This window comes from Vagococcus changpingensis (genome assembly GCF_058211775.1).
Genome location: NZ_JBYVZB010000004.1, coordinates 97,001 through 115,384, shown reverse-complemented (window position 1 = coordinate 115,384; position 18,384 = coordinate 97,001). Strand labels below are relative to the sequence as shown.

The 18,384-nt window shown below is 35.1% G+C and carries 12 protein-coding genes, 11 tRNA genes and 1 rRNA gene; all 24 read left to right on the top strand.

All coding sequences use genetic code 11. The features are described 5' to 3' along the window. The first annotated feature begins 70 nt into the window (after positions 1-70). The 24 genes from rrf to AC37UB_RS08810 all read left to right on the top strand — a co-directional run bounded on the left by rrf (position 71) and on the right by AC37UB_RS08810 (position 18,263). Positions 71-186, top strand: a 5S ribosomal RNA gene (gene rrf, locus AC37UB_RS08925). 11 nt (positions 187-197) lie between these two features. After that, a tRNA-Asn gene (locus tag AC37UB_RS08920) sits at positions 198-271 on the top strand. Positions 272-295: 24 nt separating this feature from the next. Beyond that, positions 296-385: transfer RNA gene (locus AC37UB_RS08915), tRNA-Ser, on the top strand. Between the two features lie 24 nt (positions 386-409). Next, positions 410-481, top strand: a tRNA-Glu gene (locus AC37UB_RS08910). A 25-nt stretch (positions 482-506) separates the two neighbouring features. Further along, positions 507-579, top strand: a tRNA-Asp gene (locus AC37UB_RS08905). Between the two features lie 5 nt (positions 580-584). After that, positions 585-657, top strand: a tRNA-Phe gene (locus AC37UB_RS08900). A gap of 3 nt (positions 658-660) precedes the next feature. Then, positions 661-741: transfer RNA gene (locus AC37UB_RS08895), tRNA-Tyr, on the top strand. A 7-nt stretch (positions 742-748) separates the two neighbouring features. Next, a tRNA-Trp gene (locus AC37UB_RS08890) sits at positions 749-819 on the top strand. Between the two features lie 11 nt (positions 820-830). Next, positions 831-903 (top strand) — tRNA-His (locus tag AC37UB_RS08885). A gap of 10 nt (positions 904-913) precedes the next feature. After that, positions 914-985 (top strand) — tRNA-Gln (locus AC37UB_RS08880). A 9-nt stretch (positions 986-994) separates the two neighbouring features. After that, positions 995-1,065: transfer RNA gene (locus tag AC37UB_RS08875), tRNA-Cys, on the top strand. A gap of 8 nt (positions 1,066-1,073) precedes the next feature. Further along, positions 1,074-1,158: transfer RNA gene (locus tag AC37UB_RS08870), tRNA-Leu, on the top strand. Between the two features lie 149 nt (positions 1,159-1,307). Beyond that, positions 1,308-1,772: a CtsR family transcriptional regulator gene (locus AC37UB_RS08865; protein WP_117973525.1), complete on the top strand. Its 465-nt coding sequence runs from the start codon at positions 1,308-1,310 to the stop codon at positions 1,770-1,772. Between the two features lie 11 nt (positions 1,773-1,783). Then, the gene (locus AC37UB_RS08860; RefSeq protein WP_241699589.1) at positions 1,784-4,240 is read left to right on the top strand and encodes an ATP-dependent Clp protease ATP-binding subunit; all 2,457 of its coding nucleotides are present in this window, start codon (positions 1,784-1,786) and stop codon (positions 4,238-4,240) included. 113 nt (positions 4,241-4,353) lie between these two features. Next, entirely contained in the window at positions 4,354-5,274 is a 921-nt protein-coding gene (locus AC37UB_RS08855; protein ID WP_241699588.1) for a peptidase U32 family protein, read from the top strand. 12 nt (positions 5,275-5,286) lie between these two features. Next, complete coding sequence (locus AC37UB_RS08850; RefSeq protein WP_241699587.1) at positions 5,287-6,522, top strand: peptidase U32 family protein; 1,236 nt, start codon at positions 5,287-5,289, stop codon at positions 6,520-6,522. 15 nt (positions 6,523-6,537) lie between these two features. Next, entirely contained in the window at positions 6,538-7,881 is a 1,344-nt protein-coding gene (gene gor, locus AC37UB_RS08845) for a glutathione-disulfide reductase (RefSeq protein ID WP_241699586.1), read from the top strand. A gap of 123 nt (positions 7,882-8,004) precedes the next feature. Continuing rightward, a complete protein-coding gene (locus AC37UB_RS08840) occupies positions 8,005-9,411 on the top strand; it encodes a cytochrome ubiquinol oxidase subunit I (RefSeq protein WP_199500923.1) in 1,407 nt (468 codons plus the stop codon). Beyond that, complete coding sequence (gene cydB, locus AC37UB_RS08835; RefSeq protein WP_199500922.1) at positions 9,412-10,416, top strand: cytochrome d ubiquinol oxidase subunit II; 1,005 nt, start codon at positions 9,412-9,414, stop codon at positions 10,414-10,416. Between the two features lie 16 nt (positions 10,417-10,432). Next, positions 10,433-12,163, top strand: coding sequence for a thiol reductant ABC exporter subunit CydD (gene cydD, locus AC37UB_RS08830; RefSeq protein ID WP_241699584.1), 1,731 nt, complete (start codon positions 10,433-10,435; stop codon positions 12,161-12,163). Between the two features lie 2 nt (positions 12,164-12,165). Next, positions 12,166-13,920: a thiol reductant ABC exporter subunit CydC gene (cydC, locus tag AC37UB_RS08825; protein WP_241699583.1), complete on the top strand. Its 1,755-nt coding sequence runs from the start codon at positions 12,166-12,168 to the stop codon at positions 13,918-13,920. Positions 13,921-14,108: 188 nt separating this feature from the next. Further along, the gene (locus tag AC37UB_RS08820) at positions 14,109-16,256 is read left to right on the top strand and encodes a coiled-coil domain-containing protein (RefSeq protein WP_490685621.1); all 2,148 of its coding nucleotides are present in this window, start codon (positions 14,109-14,111) and stop codon (positions 16,254-16,256) included. 134 nt (positions 16,257-16,390) lie between these two features. Continuing rightward, the gene (locus AC37UB_RS08815; RefSeq protein WP_117973517.1) at positions 16,391-17,542 is read left to right on the top strand and encodes a cation:proton antiporter; all 1,152 of its coding nucleotides are present in this window, start codon (positions 16,391-16,393) and stop codon (positions 17,540-17,542) included. A gap of 124 nt (positions 17,543-17,666) precedes the next feature. After that, a complete protein-coding gene (locus tag AC37UB_RS08810; RefSeq protein WP_117973516.1) occupies positions 17,667-18,263 on the top strand; it encodes a nitroreductase family protein in 597 nt (198 codons plus the stop codon). The last annotated feature ends 121 nt before the right edge of the window (positions 18,264-18,384 follow it).

Genomic DNA, 18,384 nt, shown 5'->3' with positions numbered 1-18,384 from the left:
GGACCATTATATTGATACTAACTTAACATCCAGTTTTGAGTGAATCATCACTCAATAAAAAACATATAAGTGCGGTGACGATGGCAAGAAGGATACACCTGTAACCATGCCGAACACAGAAGTTAAGTTTCTTAGCGCCGAGGGTAGTGAAGGGTTTCCCTTTGTGAGAGTAGGACGTTGCCGTGCTTATATTATTATCCGGCATAGCTCAGTTGGTAGTAGCGCATGACTGTTAATCATGATGTCGTAGGTTCGAGTCCTACTGCCGGAGTTCTTTTAATTAAGGTAAAACTCAGGAGAGTTGTCCGAGTTGGCCGAAGGAGCATGATTGGAAATCATGTAGGCGGTAATAACTGTCTCAAGGGTTCGAATCCCTTACTCTCCGTATACTAAAAGAAATTATGATACTGGCCCGTTGGTCAAGCGGTTAAGACACCGCCCTTTCACGGCGGTAACACGGGTTCGATTCCCGTACGGGTCATAAAATATAATAGAAACCATAATTAGGTTCCGTGGTGTAGGGGTTAACATGCCTGCCTGTCACGCAGGAGATCGCGGGTTCGATTCCCGTCGGAACCGTTATTGGCGCAGTAGCTCAGTTGGTAGAGCAACGGATTGAAGCTCCGTGTGTCGGCAGTTCGATTCTGTCTTGCGCCATTTGGAGGGGTAGCGAAGTGGCTAAACGCGGCGGACTGTAAATCCGCTCCTTCGGGTTCGGCAGTTCGAATCTGCCCCCCTCCATATTTAAAGGGGTATAGTTTAGCGGTAGAACTACGGTCTCCAAAACCGTCAGCGTGGGTTCGATTCCTACTACCCCTGTTAATAATATGGCGACTGTGGCGAAGTGGTTAACGCACCGGATTGTGGCTCCGGCATTCGTGGGTTCGATTCCCATCAGTCGCCTTTTTATTATTGGGCTATAGCCAAGCGGTAAGGCAACGGACTTTGACTCCGTCATTCGTTGGTTCGAATCCAGCTAGCCCAGTTTTTTAAAGGCGGTATAGCCAAGTGGTAAGGCAGAGGTCTGCAAAACCTTTATCATCGGTTCAAATCCGGTTACCGCCTCTTGTTTTGCCGGCGTGGCGGAATTGGCAGACGCGCTGGACTCAAAATCCAGTGCCCATTGAGGGCGTGCCGGTTCGACCCCGGCCGCCGGTATAATTTAGTAAAAAGAGCTTTGAATGATTTCATTCAAAGCTCTTTTGGTATATACAAAGCTAATTAGTATAAATATCTAGATATATTATGTATAATAAAGGTCAATATAAGTCAATTGTTTTATGTTACGTTTGAAGGGTGAGATTTTTATGCAAAATAAAAATATGTCTGATATTATAGAAGATTATTTAAAAGAACTATTGAAGAATGAGGATATTATTGAAATAAAACGAGCTGAAATTGCTAATCAATTTAATTGTGTACCATCACAAATTAATTATGTTATTAACACAAGGTTTACTGTTCCAAAAGGTTATCGGGTAGAAAGTAAACGTGGTGGTGGTGGGTATATTCGTATTGTAAAAGTTAAATTGATAAAATATAAAACCAGAATATGTGAAGAAATTCCAGATATGATAAGTAATGGTTTGACAGACAGTGAAGCATTTGCTATTTTAAATGAACTGCAAGATAATAATCTAATAACTGTACGTGAAAAGTATTTACTTAATTCAGCGTTTAAATTAACTGGTATTAGTCGCTCGGAAGAAGAAAAATTATTGAGATCGAACATGATGATTGATGTATTAGAACGACTAACTTATGAAGAATAGGAGTGATAGGTATGGGTGAATTATTTACTAAAAGGGCTAATGAAGTTCTGAATCTTGCACAAGAAAGTGCTAAATATTTTAGACATGATGTAGTTGGAACAGAGGATTTGTTACTTGCTTTAGCGAAGGAACCAAGAGGTATTGGTGGAAAAGTAATGAGATATTTTGATATTGATGATACTTATCTGTTTGAGGAAGTTGAACAGATTGTTCAATATGGACGTTATAAATCTAAAGAAAACGAATTGCTTCCTTATTCTCCGCGAACTAAGGATGTGTTAGCTTTCGCAGGTGAAGAGGCTAAACGACTAGGGGCGCCAAGCATTGGAACAGAACACATTTTACTTGCTTTGGTTAGAGAAGATACATTATTATCTGCTAGAATTTTAAAAAATTTAGGAGTGGAACTTCCCAAGTTACGCAAAGATATAATGAGAAGAATTGGTATTACAGACAATAATAAAAATGGTAAAAATAGAAAAGCGATTAAGAATTCAGTTGGTGAAGGGACTCCTACACTAGATTCTTTGGCACGAGATTTGACACAGAGTGCTAGAGAAAAACGATTAGATCCTTTAGTTGGTCGCGAGATAGAAGTTGAACGATTGATACAAATTTTAAGTCGTCGAACTAAAAATAATCCGGTACTTGTTGGAGAACCTGGTGTTGGGAAAACAGCTATTGCTGAAGGTTTAGCGCAACGGATTATCGAATCTAATGTACCAAAAGATATGCAAAATAAACGTGTGATGATGCTTGATATGGGAGCAGTAGTTGCTGGGACTAAGTATCGTGGTGAATTTGAGGATCGCATGAAAAAATTGGTGGATGAAATTTACCATGATGGCGAAGTTATTTTGTTTATTGATGAATTACATACGTTGATTGGTGCTGGTGGTGCTGAAGGAGCGATTGATGCATCTAATATTTTAAAACCTGCATTAGCACGTGGAGAACTTCAAACAATAGGGGCAACAACATTAGATGAATATCAAAAATATATTGAAAAAGATTCTGCGTTAGAGCGCCGATTTGCTAAAATTATGGTTGATGAACCCACTGAAGAAGAAACCATTGATATTTTGACAGGGTTGAAATCTCAGTATGAAGAACATCATCAAGTAACCATAACTCAAGAGGCTGTTGAAGCAGCTGTAAAATTATCTATTCGTTACATTAATGATCGTCAGCTTCCTGATAAAGCTATTGATTTGATAGATGAGGCAGCTGCCAAAGTACGCTTGAACCAAACGGAAAAACCATCTCCAATAGTGAAACAACAACGGGTATTAGCTGATATCTATAAGGAAAAAGAAGAAGCGATTATCTCACAAAAATTTGCCGAAGTGGTTGAAATTCGAGAGATAGAAAAGAAAGCCTTAAAAAAATTAGCAAAATTAGTTGAAAAACAAGAAAAAGAATCAGCTGGTTATACACAAAAATTGACCGAAGAAGATATTGAATCTGTCATTTCTCAATGGACTGGTATTCCTTTAACACAGTTAGAGAAAAAAGAGAGTGAACGATTACTTGATTTAGAAAAGGTTATGCATGAACGTGTTATCGGCCAAGAAGAGGCTGTAGAATCTGTTTCACGTGCTATTCGACGTGCGAGAAGTGGGTTGAAGAGTCCAAATCGTCCAATTGGGTCATTTATGTTTTTAGGGCCAACAGGTGTTGGAAAAACAGAATTAGCTAAAACAATTGCTGAAGTGATGTTTGGTTCAGAAGATGCCTTGATTCGAGTGGATATGTCTGAATTTATGGAAAAACATAGTACAAGTCGTTTAGTCGGCTCCCCTCCAGGGTATGTTGGTTATGATGAAGGAGGACAATTGACTGAGCGAATCCGTCAAAAACCATATTCTGTTGTATTACTTGATGAGGTAGAAAAAGCCCATCCTGATGTGTTTAATGTGTTGTTGCAAGTACTAGATGATGGGCATTTAACTGATGCCAAAGGTCGTAAAGTAGATTTTAAAAATACAATTATTATCATGACATCAAATATCGGCGCTACTTCTTTACGAGATGAAAAGACTGTTGGATTTGGTGTAGCAGATGAAACCAAAGATTATAAAGCGATGAAATCTCGTATATTAGAAGAATTGAAAAAATCATTTAGACCGGAATTTTTAAATCGTGTAGATGAAGTGGTCGTATTCCACTCATTAAATAAACAACAATTACATGATATCGTGAAAATCATGTCTAAAGATGTTGTTGAGAGATTAAAAGAACAAGATATTACATTAAAATTAACTTCAGCAGCTATTGATGTTATCAGTAGTGAAGGGTTTGATCCGGAATACGGAGCTCGTCCAATTCGTCGTGCTTTGCAAAAAGAAGTCGAAGATAGACTAAGTGAATTACTCTTGTCAGGTGAACTTCAAACAGGAGATATAGTGACTCTTGGTGCATCAAAAGGGAAAATTAATACAAAAGTAAAAAAGGTAGAAAAAGTGTAACAAACAAGCGTTAGTTAGTTAAATAACTAGCGCTTTTACCTTGTGAAAGATTGCGGTTTATCTATGCAATATGTTAGGATAAAAAGTGTTTATAAAGGATAGGAGTGTCTAGAATGATAGAGATAAGTACGACAGTGGACTCATTAGAACAGGCACGTCAACTGGTCGAATTGGATATTGATGTAATTTGTTTTGGAGAAGAAGAATTTGGGTTACGTTTACCGCATTATTTCACAAGAGAAGAAATGACTGAATTGGTTCAATTAGCTCATAGCAAAGGAAAAAAAGCACGTGTAGCAGTAAGTGCCATTATGCATCCAGATAAAATGGAGCTTATTCCTGAATATTTGGTTTTTTTAGAATCAATTGGAGTAGATGATATTATTGTAGGCGATCCTGGTGTGATTTATGTCTTACAACGAGATGGATATAAACTACCTTATGTATATAATGCTGAAACAATGGTGACTAGTTCAAGGCAAGTAAACTTTTGGGCAAAACGTGGGGCAACTGGTGCAATTTTAGCTAGAGAAATTCCATTTGAGGAGTTGCAACAAATTGCCAAAGATACGCAAGTCTTTACTGAAGTTTTAGTGTATGGTGCGACGTGTATCCATCACTCAAAACGCCCATTGATTACAAATTATTTTAATTTTACGAAGCAACAAGACAATGTTTCTAAAGAAGATGGGTTGTTTATATCTGAACCTAAAGATGAAGAAACGCATTATTCTATTTTCGAGGATAAGCATGGGACACACATTTATGCCACAAATGATGTAGACTTAATGTTTGAATTAAAAGAATTATATGATGCTGGTTTAAGACATTGGAAATTAGATGGTATGTATACTCCTGGGGAAGATTTTGTGAGTATTGTTTCAAGTTTTATTACAGCTAAAAAAGCGTTGATTGGAGACACTTGGGCACAGGATTTGGCAAAATCGCTACAAAAAACGATTATGGAACATCATCCAAAAGGAAGAAGTTTGGATACTGGCTTTTATTATTTAGATCCTGAGGAAATAAAATAGGAGAGAGTAAAGATGACAAATACATTGAAACGACCAGAAGTACTGGCTCCAGCTGGTACGCTTGAAAAATTGAAAATTGCGATACATTACGGGGCAGATGCTGTGTATATTGGTGGGAATGCTTACGGCCTAAGAAGTCGTGCTGGGAACTTTTCTTATGAAGAAATGGAAGAAGGTGTCGCGTTTGCCAAAGAACGAGGAGCAAAAGTTTATGTGGCAGCTAACATGGTGACGCATGAAGGAGATGCCAAAGGAGCTGGTGAGTTTTTTAGAAAATTGCGAGATATTGGCATTAGTGCGGTAATCATCTCTGACCCAGCATTAATTGAAGTATGCATTACCGAAGCACCTGGTTTACCGGTTCATTTGTCGACACAATCTTCTGCGACAAATTTTGAAACATTAGAGTTTTGGAAAAATGAAGGACTAGAACGAGTGGTGTTAGGTCGTGAGGTCTCAATGGACGAGGTAGCGAAAATTCGTGAGAATACGGATATTGAAATTGAAGCCTTTATTCATGGTGCGATGTGTATTTCCTATTCAGGTCGTTGTACCTTATCAAATCATATGAGTCACAGAGATGCTAACCGTGGTGGGTGTTCACAATCATGTCGTTGGAAATATGATTTGTTTGATATGCCATTTGGTGAAGAAAGACGTTCATTAACAGACACTGGTGAAGTGAGTGAGCCGTTTTCAATGAGTGCGGTGGACATGTCAATGATCGAACACATTCCTGATTTAGTAAAAAACGGTGTCGATAGTCTAAAAATTGAAGGACGCATGAAGTCGATTCATTATGTATCAACGGTATCTAATGTCTATAAAAAAGCAGTTGATAGCTACATGGCTGATCCGGAAAATTATGTGTGTAAACAAGAGTGGATTGATGAACTGTGGAAAGTGGCACAACGAGAATTAGCAACTGGTTTTTATTATCATATTCCAACAGATGAGGAACAATTATTTGGAAAACGTCGGAAAATCCCAGTGTATAAGTTCATTGGTGAAGTGTTAGAATATGATGACGAAACTAAAATTGCTACTATCCGACAACGAAATCATTTCAGAATCGAAGATCGTATTGAATTTTACGGACCTGGATTTACTCACTTTGAACAAGATATCAAAGAGATGTGGAATGAAGACGGTGAGTCAATTGAAAAAGCGCCAAACGCTATGATGATTGTCAAAATGCCAGTCGCACAACCAGTTAAACCTGGTGATATGATTCGTAAACAGAAGTAAGAAGGGAGAAAGTATATGAAAACATTTGATTATATAGTGATTGGTGGAGGTAGCGGTGGAATAGCTTCTGCTAATAGAGCTGGGATGCATGGGGCTAAAGTACTATTAATAGAAGGAAACGAGCTTGGTGGGACATGTGTCAATGTTGGATGTGTTCCTAAAAAAGTCATGTGGTCAGCATCTCAAATGAATGATATGCTGCATCATCAAGCCTATGAATATGGTTTTGATATAACAATTGACGGATTTGATATGGCACGTTTGGTAGAAAATCGCCAAACGTATATCAAACGATTAAATGGTTTGTATTTAAAAGGGCTAGAAAGTAATGGAGTGACTCATATTAAGGGTTACGCTAAATTTAAAGAAAAAAAGGTGGTCGAAGTAAATGGAGAAACATTTACTGCTCCTCATATTTTAATTGCGACAGGTGGGAAAATTGTTCGCCCGAATATTCCTGGAGCAGAATATGGTATTGATTCAAATGGATTTTTTGAATTAACAGAACTACCAAAACGAGTGGCAGTAGTTGGAGCTGGATATATCGCAGTGGAAATCGCTGGCGTATTACATGGCTTAGGTGCAACGACTCATTTGGCATTTAGACGTGACACATTTTTACGTGAATTCGATGACTTATTAATTCAAGGATTAACTGAAAGTTATGAGAAAAGTGGCATGAATTTACATGCAAATAGTGTACCAAAGAGTGTTGAAAAAACAGCTTCTGGTTATGTTTTGTCCTTTGAAAACGGAAAATCAATCGAGGTAGATGAAATTGTCTGGGCAATCGGTCGAGTACCAAATATGGATGGGTTAAACCTTGATGTGACAGATGTTGAATTAACGGATAAAGGTGCAATAAAGGTAGACCAGTATCAAAATACCACACAAGAAGGTATTTATGCTGTTGGAGATGTCATTGATAAAATTAATTTAACACCTGTAGCAATTGCAGCAGGACGAAGATTATCCGAACGCTTATTTAATAATCAAGATAATTTATATTTAGAGTATCATACCGTTCCAACAGTTGTATTTTCACATCCAGCGATTGGAACAGTTGGTTTAACAGAAAAAGAAGCTAGAGAACAATATGGTGAGGATGTTAAAATATATACGTCTAGATTTACACCAATGCAGTTTGCGATTACTGAAGTTCGCGAAAAATGTTGGATGAAACTTGTGTGTGTCGGAAAAGAAGAAAGAATTGTTGGATTACACGGTATTGGATTGGGTGTTGATGAGATGCTACAGGGATTTGCAGTTGCTGTAAGAATGGGTGCAACTAAAGCTGATTTTGATCAAACTGTTGCCATACATCCAACAGGAGCAGAAGAATTTGTCACAATGAGATAATGTGTGTAAAAAACGTTGTTTAAATTTATTATTACTTGATAACGAGTTGAAAAAGTTTTGAAACTACTTGACCTATCGGGTATAATGGGTTTGTTAAATAGATATATATAAGGAGGATTATTTATGGATATCGAATTTTTGGCACGATTCCAGTTTGGTATGACAACTGTCTTCCATTTCTTTTTCGTGCCAATGTCTATCGGGATGGCATTCGCTGTTGCGGTAATGGAGACAATGTATGTTGTTAAAAAAGAACAAATCTATAAAGATATGGCAAAATTTTGGGGAAATATTTTCTTAATAGGTTTTGCTGTAGGGGTTGTAACAGGGCTTATCCAAGAGTTTCAATTTGGAATGAACTGGTCTGAATACTCTCGTTTTATGGGGGATATTTTTGGAGCACCTTTAGCAGTTGAAGCATTACTTGCTTTCTTTATGGAATCAACGTTTATTGGACTATGGATGTTTGGTTGGGACAAATTCAATGAGAAACTGCACTTATTATTTATTTGGTTAGTATCAATCGGAACAGCTTTATCCGCGTTATGGATTCTTGCGGCAAACTCATTTATGCAAAATCCAGTGGCCTATTCAATTAATGAAGCAACAAATCGTGCAGAATTAACAAGTTTTGTTGGTTTATTAAAAAATCATCAATTATGGGTAGAATACCCTCACGTCTTATTTGGAGCGATTGTGACAGGTGGTTTTGTCATTGCTGGCTCATCAGCATGGAAAATGCTAAAAAATAAGGACATGGAATTCTTCAAAAAATCAATGAAAATCGGTTTAATTATTGGTTTGGTTGGTTCAATTTTAACCATTGTTGCTGGACACCAACAAATGATTGCTGTTGCAAATGATCAACCAATGAAATTTGCAGCAATGGAAGGTATCTATGAAGATACTTCTTCACCAGCTCCTTGGAACATTATTGCATCAATCGATACGAAAGATAAAGAAACAAAATGGGAAATTTCTGTTCCTTATTTATTAACTATTTTAGGTGGGGAAGATAAATATATTGGGATGGATCAAGCCAATAAAGAACTACATGATGAATATGATGCCAAATTTGGTTCAGAGATGGATTACTATTTACCAGTTAAGACTCTTTTCTGGGGATTCAGATTTATGGCTGGTTTTGGTTCTTTAATGGCATTGATGGCCATAGTGGGATTATATCTCCTTCGTAAAAATAAAATTCAAAGTTTGAAATGGATGCTATGGCTATTTGTAGCAGGTATTAGTTTCCCATTCATTTCTAATACATTTGGTTGGTTAGTGACTGAATTAGGACGTTCACCATGGACTGTTTATGGACTATTTACAATCGCAGATAGTGTGTCTCCTGGTGTATCAGCAACATCATTGTTAATTAGTAATATTGTTTACTTCTTATTATTCAGTGTATTAGGTTATGTGATGTTTATTTTCTGTAAACGTGCAGTGAAAAAAGGACCTTACTACGTTAATCCATCTGAAGCGAAAAAAGATGGTATTGACCCATTTGCAAAGGGGGTTCTGTAAATGAGTAATTTACAATTTTTATGGTTCATTTTAATCGGCGTTCTATTTTCAGGATTCTTTTTCTTAGAAGGATTCGACTTTGGTGTTGGAATGGCTACTAAGCTAGTTGCTCGTAACAAGCGTGAACGTGATCAAGTCATTGAAACAATTGGGCCCGTTTGGGAAAGTAATCTGGTTTGGTTAATTACTGCTGGAGGTGCAATGTTTGCTTCATTTCCAGAGTGGTATGCATCTTTATTTAGTGGGTTCTATTTAATTTTACTATTTATTTTAGTTGGTTTAATTATTCGTGGTGTATCTTTTAAATTTAGAAGTAGTTCTGAAAATGCAAAAGAGCGTAATACTTGGGAATGGGCATTATTTTTAGGTAGTGTGATTGTACCATTTCTATTTGGTATGATGTTTGTCGACTTAGTTATAGGTCTTCCACTAGATGCTACTAAAAATGTGATGAATGCCACCTTTACTGATTATATTAATTTATTTTCTATCGTAGGTGGTGTGGCCGTGACGTTAGTGAGCTTTTTACATGGCTTAAACTACTTACGTCTTAAAACAGAAGGAAATGTCCGTGAACGTTCATTGGCTATGGCAAAAAAATTATACCCAGTATTATTTGCTGGTTTAGTCGTTTTTGCGATCTTAGCTTATTTGAAAACAGATTTCTTTACTGAACGTTTTACATCTTCATTGGTCCTTTTAGTTTTAATTGTTGTTTTTGCCGCACTTTCTGCTTATGGCACTTATAAAGATAAAGAAGGATTATCATTTATTTCAACTGGATTAGTCTTCGTTGGGATTGTAGCATTCTTATTTAATGGATTATTCCCACGTGTTATGATTGCCAAAGACTCACAATTTAGTTTATTAATTGAAAATGCATCAAGTACACCGTATACATTGAAAGTAATGACAATTGTTACAGTTATCTTATTACCAATTGTGTTACTTTATGTGGCTTGGGCATATAAACAATTTACAAAACGTGTCAAAATTGATAGATAAAAGGAGTTGTACCTAATTGATTGATAAGAATTTATTTCGTATTGATAAAATTAGGTCAGTCTTAATTGGGCTTGTAGGATTAGGAATCCTACAAGCCTTATTAATTATCGGACAGGCTTATTTTTTATCAAAAGGGATTAGTGCGTTATGGAACGGAGAATCTGTCGCATCGCAAACGATGTCGCTTATTTGGTTTTTTTCTTGTTTTTTTGGTAGACAGTTAGTGTTGTATGTACGAGATAAATCTCTTGATAAGTATGCGTATCAAGAAGCAAGAAAAGTCCGACAACAATTGCTACAGAAAATATTTCGTTTAGGGCCTAACTTTGTTCAAAAAGAAGGAACTGGAAATATGGTCACGATGACGATTGAAGGCATTGACCAAGTGGAGAATTATATTACGTTAATTTTACCGAAATTAACGAATATGATGGTGATTCCTTGGCTTATTTTATTGTTTGTTTTCACGCAGGATATTCGTTCTGGTGTCATTTTATTACTTGTCTTTCCAATTATCATCTTATTTATGATTATTTTAGGATATGCGGCACGAGCAAAAGCAGATAGACAATATGAGGGATTTCAACTATTAAGCAACCATTTTTTGGACTCACTGCGAGGAATTGAAACACTCTATTTTTTAGGGCTTAGTAAAAAATATGAGAAAAAAGTATATGAAATAAGCGAAGATTATCGAAAAGCAACAATGAGTACGTTGAAAATAGCCATCTTATCAACCTTTGCGTTGGATTTCTTTACTACATTATCAGTTGCTATCGTCGCTGTATTTTTAGGTTTTAAGTTAATGAATGGTCAAATTGAGTTGTGGCCTGCTTTAACAACATTAGTATTAGCTCCAGATTTCTTTTTACCATTACGAGATTTTTCAAATGACTACCATGCGACATTAGATGGTGGAAATACATTAAAATCTATTTTTTCAATACTGGATCAAAAAGAATTAGCAAATGATGAAACAATTGACTTAAAAGGTTCATGGAATGAATCAGATAAATTATCATTAAAAAATATGTCGTTAAAATATAATGAATCACAAGAAGGAACAACCTTGACGGATATTTCTTTTGACTGGCAAGGTAGTGGGAAAATTGGAATTGTTGGGTTATCAGGATCTGGTAAGTCAACGTTGATTAAGCTACTAGGCGGATTTTTAGAAGCGACAGAGCCAAGTATTCATATTAATCAGTCTGCCATGACAAATCTACACAAAAAAGCATGGCAAGATCAATTGTTTTATATTCCGCAAGACCCTTATATATTCCATGGTTCATTAAAAGAAAATATTACATTTTACCGACCTGACGCTAGCTTTGAAGAATGTGCTGAAGCAGTGAAACAAGCGGGTCTAATTGATGTCATAGAAGAATTACCAGAAGGATGGGATACAGTGATTGGTGAAGGTGGTCACCTATTAAGTGGTGGGCAGTATCAACGTATTGCTGTTGCTAGAGCTTTATTAGATGAAGAGCGAAATATTTTATTATTTGATGAACCTACCGCCCATTTGGATGTGGAAACAGAGTATGAACTAAAAGAAACGATATTGCCATTATTTGAAAATAAGTTAGTATTTTTTGCGACACATCGTCTACATTGGATGAGAGAGATGGACTATATTTTAGTAATGGAAGATGGAAAAATTGTTGAACAAGGAACCTATCATGAACTGCGAGCTAAAAATGGTGCCTATCAAAACTTTGTGGATCAATTGAAAGGAGGGTTATAGAAATGAAACAGGATTATCTATTGTTAACTAAAAAAGATCAATGGGTTAGACCGTTTTTTAAAAAATATAAAAAATTGTTAGCTTTGGTTTTATTTCTTGGTTTTTTAACCTTTTTTTCAGCAGCAGCGTTAATGTTTACTTCAGGCTATTTAATCAGTAAGTCCGCTGCAAAACCTGAAAATATTTTGTTAGTTTATGTTCCAATTGTGCTAACACGTGCATTTGGTATAGCAAGACCAACATTTCGATATATTGAGCGTTTAGGGAGCCACAATTGGGTGTTAAAAATGACCTCTGATATACGTGTTCGTTTATATCGTTCTCTTGAAACTGAAGCGGCAAACACGAAAGAAAATTATCAGTCAGGAAGTTTATTGGGTATATTATCAGAGGATATTAATCATATTCAAAACCTCTATTTGAGAACGATTTTCCCAATTTGTACGTCGTATATTTTGTATCTTTTTATTATTATTGGACTAGGTTATTTCTCATTACCATTTGCTGGGTTAATGCTATTATTATTCGCATTGATTTTAGTGGTATTACCACTAGCAGCAGTGTTGGTTAATAATGCTAGAGTATATCGTAAAAAAGCAAAAAAACATGATCTCTATAATGATTTAACAGACGCAGTATTAGGTGTTGCTGATTGGCAATATAGCGGACGTTATGAAGAATTTCTAACACAGTACAATGAAGCAGAAGCGAACGTTAGAAAAGAGGATTACCAATTAAATCGTTACTCTCGTTTAGAAGGTATTATGAAGCAATTGATTTTTGGTATCATAGCTGTTGTTTTATTTATATGGGCAGGTAATTATTTTATTAGCCAAGGTAATCAAGCAGCCTTAAATTGGATAGCAGCCTTTGTTTTATCTTTTTTTCCATTGCTAGATGCTTTTAGTCCAGTAAGTGATTCGGTAAAAGAGTTGCCAATCTATGAAGACACTGTGCAACGTTTATCTAAGTTACCAAATCCTGAAAAGAAAGAAATGCATGAAGTAAAAGAAGAGATGACATTAACTAATACAACAATTGAATTAGAAGCTGTTAGTTTTAAATATCCTCAAGGGAAAAGAGCGTTATTATCCCATTTTAATCTGACTATACCAGAAGGACAAGTTGTGGCGTTACTTGGAAAAAGTGGAACAGGAAAAACAACGTTAACTCAGATTATTCGGGGTGATTTAGTACCAACTACTGGGAAAGTTTTAGTAGGTGGCATAGATATAAAAGAATTAGTAGGACAACAAGCAAACTATTTTGGCGTATTAAATCAACACCCTTACTTATTTAACACAAGTTTGAAAAATAACGTGCGTCTAGGTAATTTGGATGCGACAGATGAGGAAGTATTAGAAGCGATTGAAGCAGCAGGGTTAAAACGCGTGGTTGAACGTCTTCCCCAAGGAATGGATACGTTAGTTGAAGAAGGTGGTAAAAGGTTTTCTGGTGGAGAACAGCAGCGTATTGCATTAGCAAGAATTTTATTACAAGATGTACCTATTGTTATTATTGATGAACCAACCATAGGATTAGACCCATTAACTGAAAAGCAGTTGTTAGAAACTGTCTTTGTAGCATTAAAGAATAAAACAGTTATTTGGATTACTCATCACTTAGTTGGCATCCATCACGCTGATAAAGTGGTCTTTATTGAAGATGGTAACATTGATATGTCAGGTATCCCTAAGGAGTTATTAGAGACTAATAATCGATTTGAACAACTTTATCAAATGGACGTTTACGAGTAAAAAAGACACTCCTGACTAATGGGAGTGTCTTTTTTATTAAAAATTAAACAAAATATATATTTTTGATTGATTCAATATACTAAAACAACTTTACAATTACCAACAGAAAAGGTAGTATTAATACGAGTATCCAATTAATACTGATACACGTTAGTGAGTAAGATGAATAGTGGAGGGAGCATAGTATTATGCCGTTAGAGGAGTCTGTTATAGACGTTCAATTATATCAAGATGAAACGAAAAAACCAACTGAACGAAGTATTATCTTATTACCTGTTCAGAATATTACGACTAAGAAAAATCAATTATTATTAAAGTGGTCAAATCGTAAACAAAAATTATCACAATCAATTATTACAAAAGCAGTAACGTTATTTATGGCTGAGTGGGAAAAAATATTTTCATTATATCCTATTGACCGTGTGTTCTTAGACTATACTGCACATGAAAGAATAGAACTGTTAGTCACGTTTGATGCAAGTAGATTATATTCTAATACTCAAATTAGAAATATAAAAACGAACGCTCCAAGAATTTTCAAAGAGACGATGAGAGAAGCATATGATCAATTAGGAATTTTAGAACAACCATCCCAAATTAATGGTACTTTTACTAGTATGGACTATGATAATTACGATAACACTCAAGCAAGAGTACCTAGTATTAGTCAATCAACATCTACACCGAAAAATCATCATTCACAAGATTTTTTAGATGATGGATTATTAGAAAAGCAACAAAGAATTTATGAGTTAGAACAAAAAATTGCAGAAAATGCTCAAGTCATTAAATCATTTGAATTGGATTTAAAAACAGCACAACGTGAGTATGAATTAAAAATCAATCAAATGAGTCAAGAAAATGACAGCTTAAAACAAAAAGTAATCTCATATCAAGATAACGAGATTGATTACAGACAACAACTACAAATAAAGCAATCTGAAATATTAGATTTAAAAAATAACGTGAACGAGCTAAACTCATCACTTGAACAAGATGTAGAGTCTTGGAAGCAAAGATACCAACAAACTCAATATGAAAATGAAGAACTTCGCTTAGTTATTACTGAAAATCAACAATTTGAAGAACAAGTACAAGAATCATTACGAGAAGCGACTCTTAAACTTAAACAAAAGGAAGATGAATTAGCGAATCTTATACAAGAAAATAATCTAAGTCAAAAAGAATCGCAACTAAGAGAACAACAGCTACATTCAGAAAATGAACGTCTTCAAGATCAACAAGATAAACTAGATCGATTACTTGAAGAAAGACAAATGATTATTCAACAATTAACTGATGAGTTGACTCATAAAGAACAAGAAATGAAGAAACTAACGTTTGAACATCAACAAGCAGTGCAAGAATATCAATATCAGTTAGATCAAAAGGATAAAGAATTTGAAAATCTTAATTATTCTAAAAATGAAGAAATTAAGCGATTATCACAAAGATTAGAAAAACAACAAGAACTAGTTAATCAGTTAATGAATTCACAAGAATTAACGCAAGCTAAATGGCAAGATAACTATACTCGTTTGGAGTCTAATTATCGAACGGCAGCTAGTCGAGTATTTGATTTAGAAAAAGAATTAGCTAAACTAAAACAATCAAATTATGCCAAATTGAATATGCAAAATTCTGATTTTTCTTCTATTTCGTTGGAAAATGAAACTGTTACACCAAGTATTGATCTTCCAAAGGCATCTGACGTTCCCGTATTTGACCCAGTAGATATGGTGACAGAAGAAAATAGTTCAGTTGAATCAAGTGACTTGGAAGCATCATCACAGATTGATTTGGACGATACTCTCAACCAGTCTTATCATTATACAGATGAAGAGGATAGTTATGATGAAGATGAGTATGACTATGAAGATGAGTATGACTATGAAGAGGATTATGACTATGAAGAGGATTATGACTATGAAGATGAGTATGACTATGAAGATGAGTATGACTATGAGTATGATGACGATATTTTAGGATATGATGATGAAACGATTATGGACGATGTTGATAGCATATTAAGTGATACTGAGGATGAAGAAGGCAAAGAAAAAGTTCGTAAAAAAGAATTTTTAGCATTTGAAAGTCAGCTTGATTTATTGTCTGAACGTTGGAAAAAACTTGACAAGCAAGACATTAAATTTAAAAAATGGGCTGAACCCAAAATGAAACAATTTGATCGCTTTTATAAAAAATTAGATGAAAATATTAAAGCCCCAAAATTGTTATCAAGAAAATATGTTATGACCGAAGAAGTTTGGGGAGAAATTCAAGCGTATGGACTAATCAGTCGTCATCTACAAACAATTTTAGATTATGAAGGTTAAGTATAAAAAGCCCCTTTTTTAAAAGGGACTTTTTTATAATATTGGGATTAAAAAATACGATAAATCTTTACAAGAGATGCAACAATTTGATAGATTTATTAGTGTAGGTATAAAAAAAGAGTAGGGGATGACGTATGGAATTATTGTTTACTATTGTTTTAATATTATTTTCAACTAAAGTTGCTGGGCATTTATCTGTTAGACTTGGTCAACCAGCAGTTTTGGGGAAACTACTGATTGGTATTTTAATTGGACCAGCAGTTTTAGGATTAGTACAAGACTCAGCTATTTTTCAAGAATTTTCAGAAATAGGGGTTTTATTGTTGATGTTTTTAGCTGGACTTGAAACAGATGCAGATCAGTTAAAAGAAAATTGGAAACCATCAGTTGCTGTGGCGGTATTAGGTATCATAGTACCATTTGCTAGTGCTTTTGCTATGGGAGAATTATTTGGGTTTTCTTTCAATGAAGGAATCTTTTTAGGCGTTCTTTTCTCTGCTACTAGTGTGAGCATTACCGTTCAAGTGTTAAAAGAAATGGGCATGATGCAAACAAGAGAAGCTACAACCATATTAGGTGCAGCCGTTGTGGATGACATTTTAGTTGTGACGTTGTTAGCGTTTGTGATGTCCTTTATGGGAGAAGATACATCTAGTTCTTCTGTTCCATTGTTACTATTCAAAAAAGTTCTATTCTTTGTTGTAGCATCTGTTGTAGGCGTTTATATTGTTCCTAAATTCCTAACATTATTTTCAAAGTTTAAAGTCACTGCTCCTGTAACAGCAGGTGCGTTAATTGTAGCATTTGGCTTTGCTTATTTTGGTGAAATGCTAGGTATGGCTGGGATTATTGGAACCTTTTTAGCAGGATTATTTATTTCTCAGACGTCTTTCCAACATGAAGTGGAAAAAACAGTTGATCCGATTGCGAATGCCTTATTTGTACCATTTTTCTATGTCAGTGTAGGTATAAGCATTTCGTTTGATGGGGTACTAAGTCAAATGGGATTCTTAGTTGCTTGTACAATCATAGCTATTTTATCTAAACTATTTGGTGGCTTCTTAGGAGCGAAGATGACAGGATTTGATAATCATGCATCGCTTGCTGTGGGTTCAGGTATGGTATCACGAGGTGAGGTAGCCCTGATTATTGGAACAACAGGATTAGCAACAGGCCTACTATCACAAGAATATTACACAACAGTTATTATTTCAGTGATATTAACAACGTTGATTGCTCCACCAATGTTAAAACATTACTTTATGAAACTATATCCAAAAAAATAATTTAATCAAACAGTCGAAATATTTCGGCTGTTTTTTCTTATATTAAGTAAGCATATAATTTTACTTACTTAATGTTAGCTGATATAGTATAAACATCAAATAAATAAAAAGGATTGATTAACACATGTCAAATTTTGTAGAACTATTAAAAAAACGTCGTTCAATATATAATCTTGGGAAAAATATCTCTCTATCTAATGATGAAATTGTAGAATTAGTAACAGAAGTTGTCAGAGAATCTCCTACTGCTTTTAATTCTCAAAGTCAACGTGTAGTATTTTTATTTGATGGTGCACATGAAAAATTATGGAGTATGACTGAAGAGTTATTAAAACCTTTAACACCACCAGAGGCATTTGAAAATACAAAAGAAAAATTAAAAGGATTTGCTAATGGAAAAGCAACCATTTTATTTTTTGAAGACACAGATATTGTGAAAGGATTACAAGAACAATTTGCGTTATATGCAGAAAACTTTCCTATTTGGTCGGAACAGGCAAGTGGTCTAACTCAATCCAATGTTTGGACAGCCCTTGCAGAAAAAAATATCGGGGCTAATTTACAACATTACAATCCAATTATTGATGAATCCGTATCAAATGAGTGGGGTATTCCACAGAATTGGAAATTACGTGGCCAATTAGTGATTGGATCCATTGAGTCTCCTGCTCTAGAAAAAGAATATATGGAAAATGTCGATCGTTTTAAACGTTTTAATTAATACTTGATGGATTTATAAAAAGTTCTTATTTGAATAGAAGAAATATCATATTTATTATCTACTCTATAAGCATACCAACAAAACAACCCTAACAAACTTTTTCATTTTATTTACTCCTCCA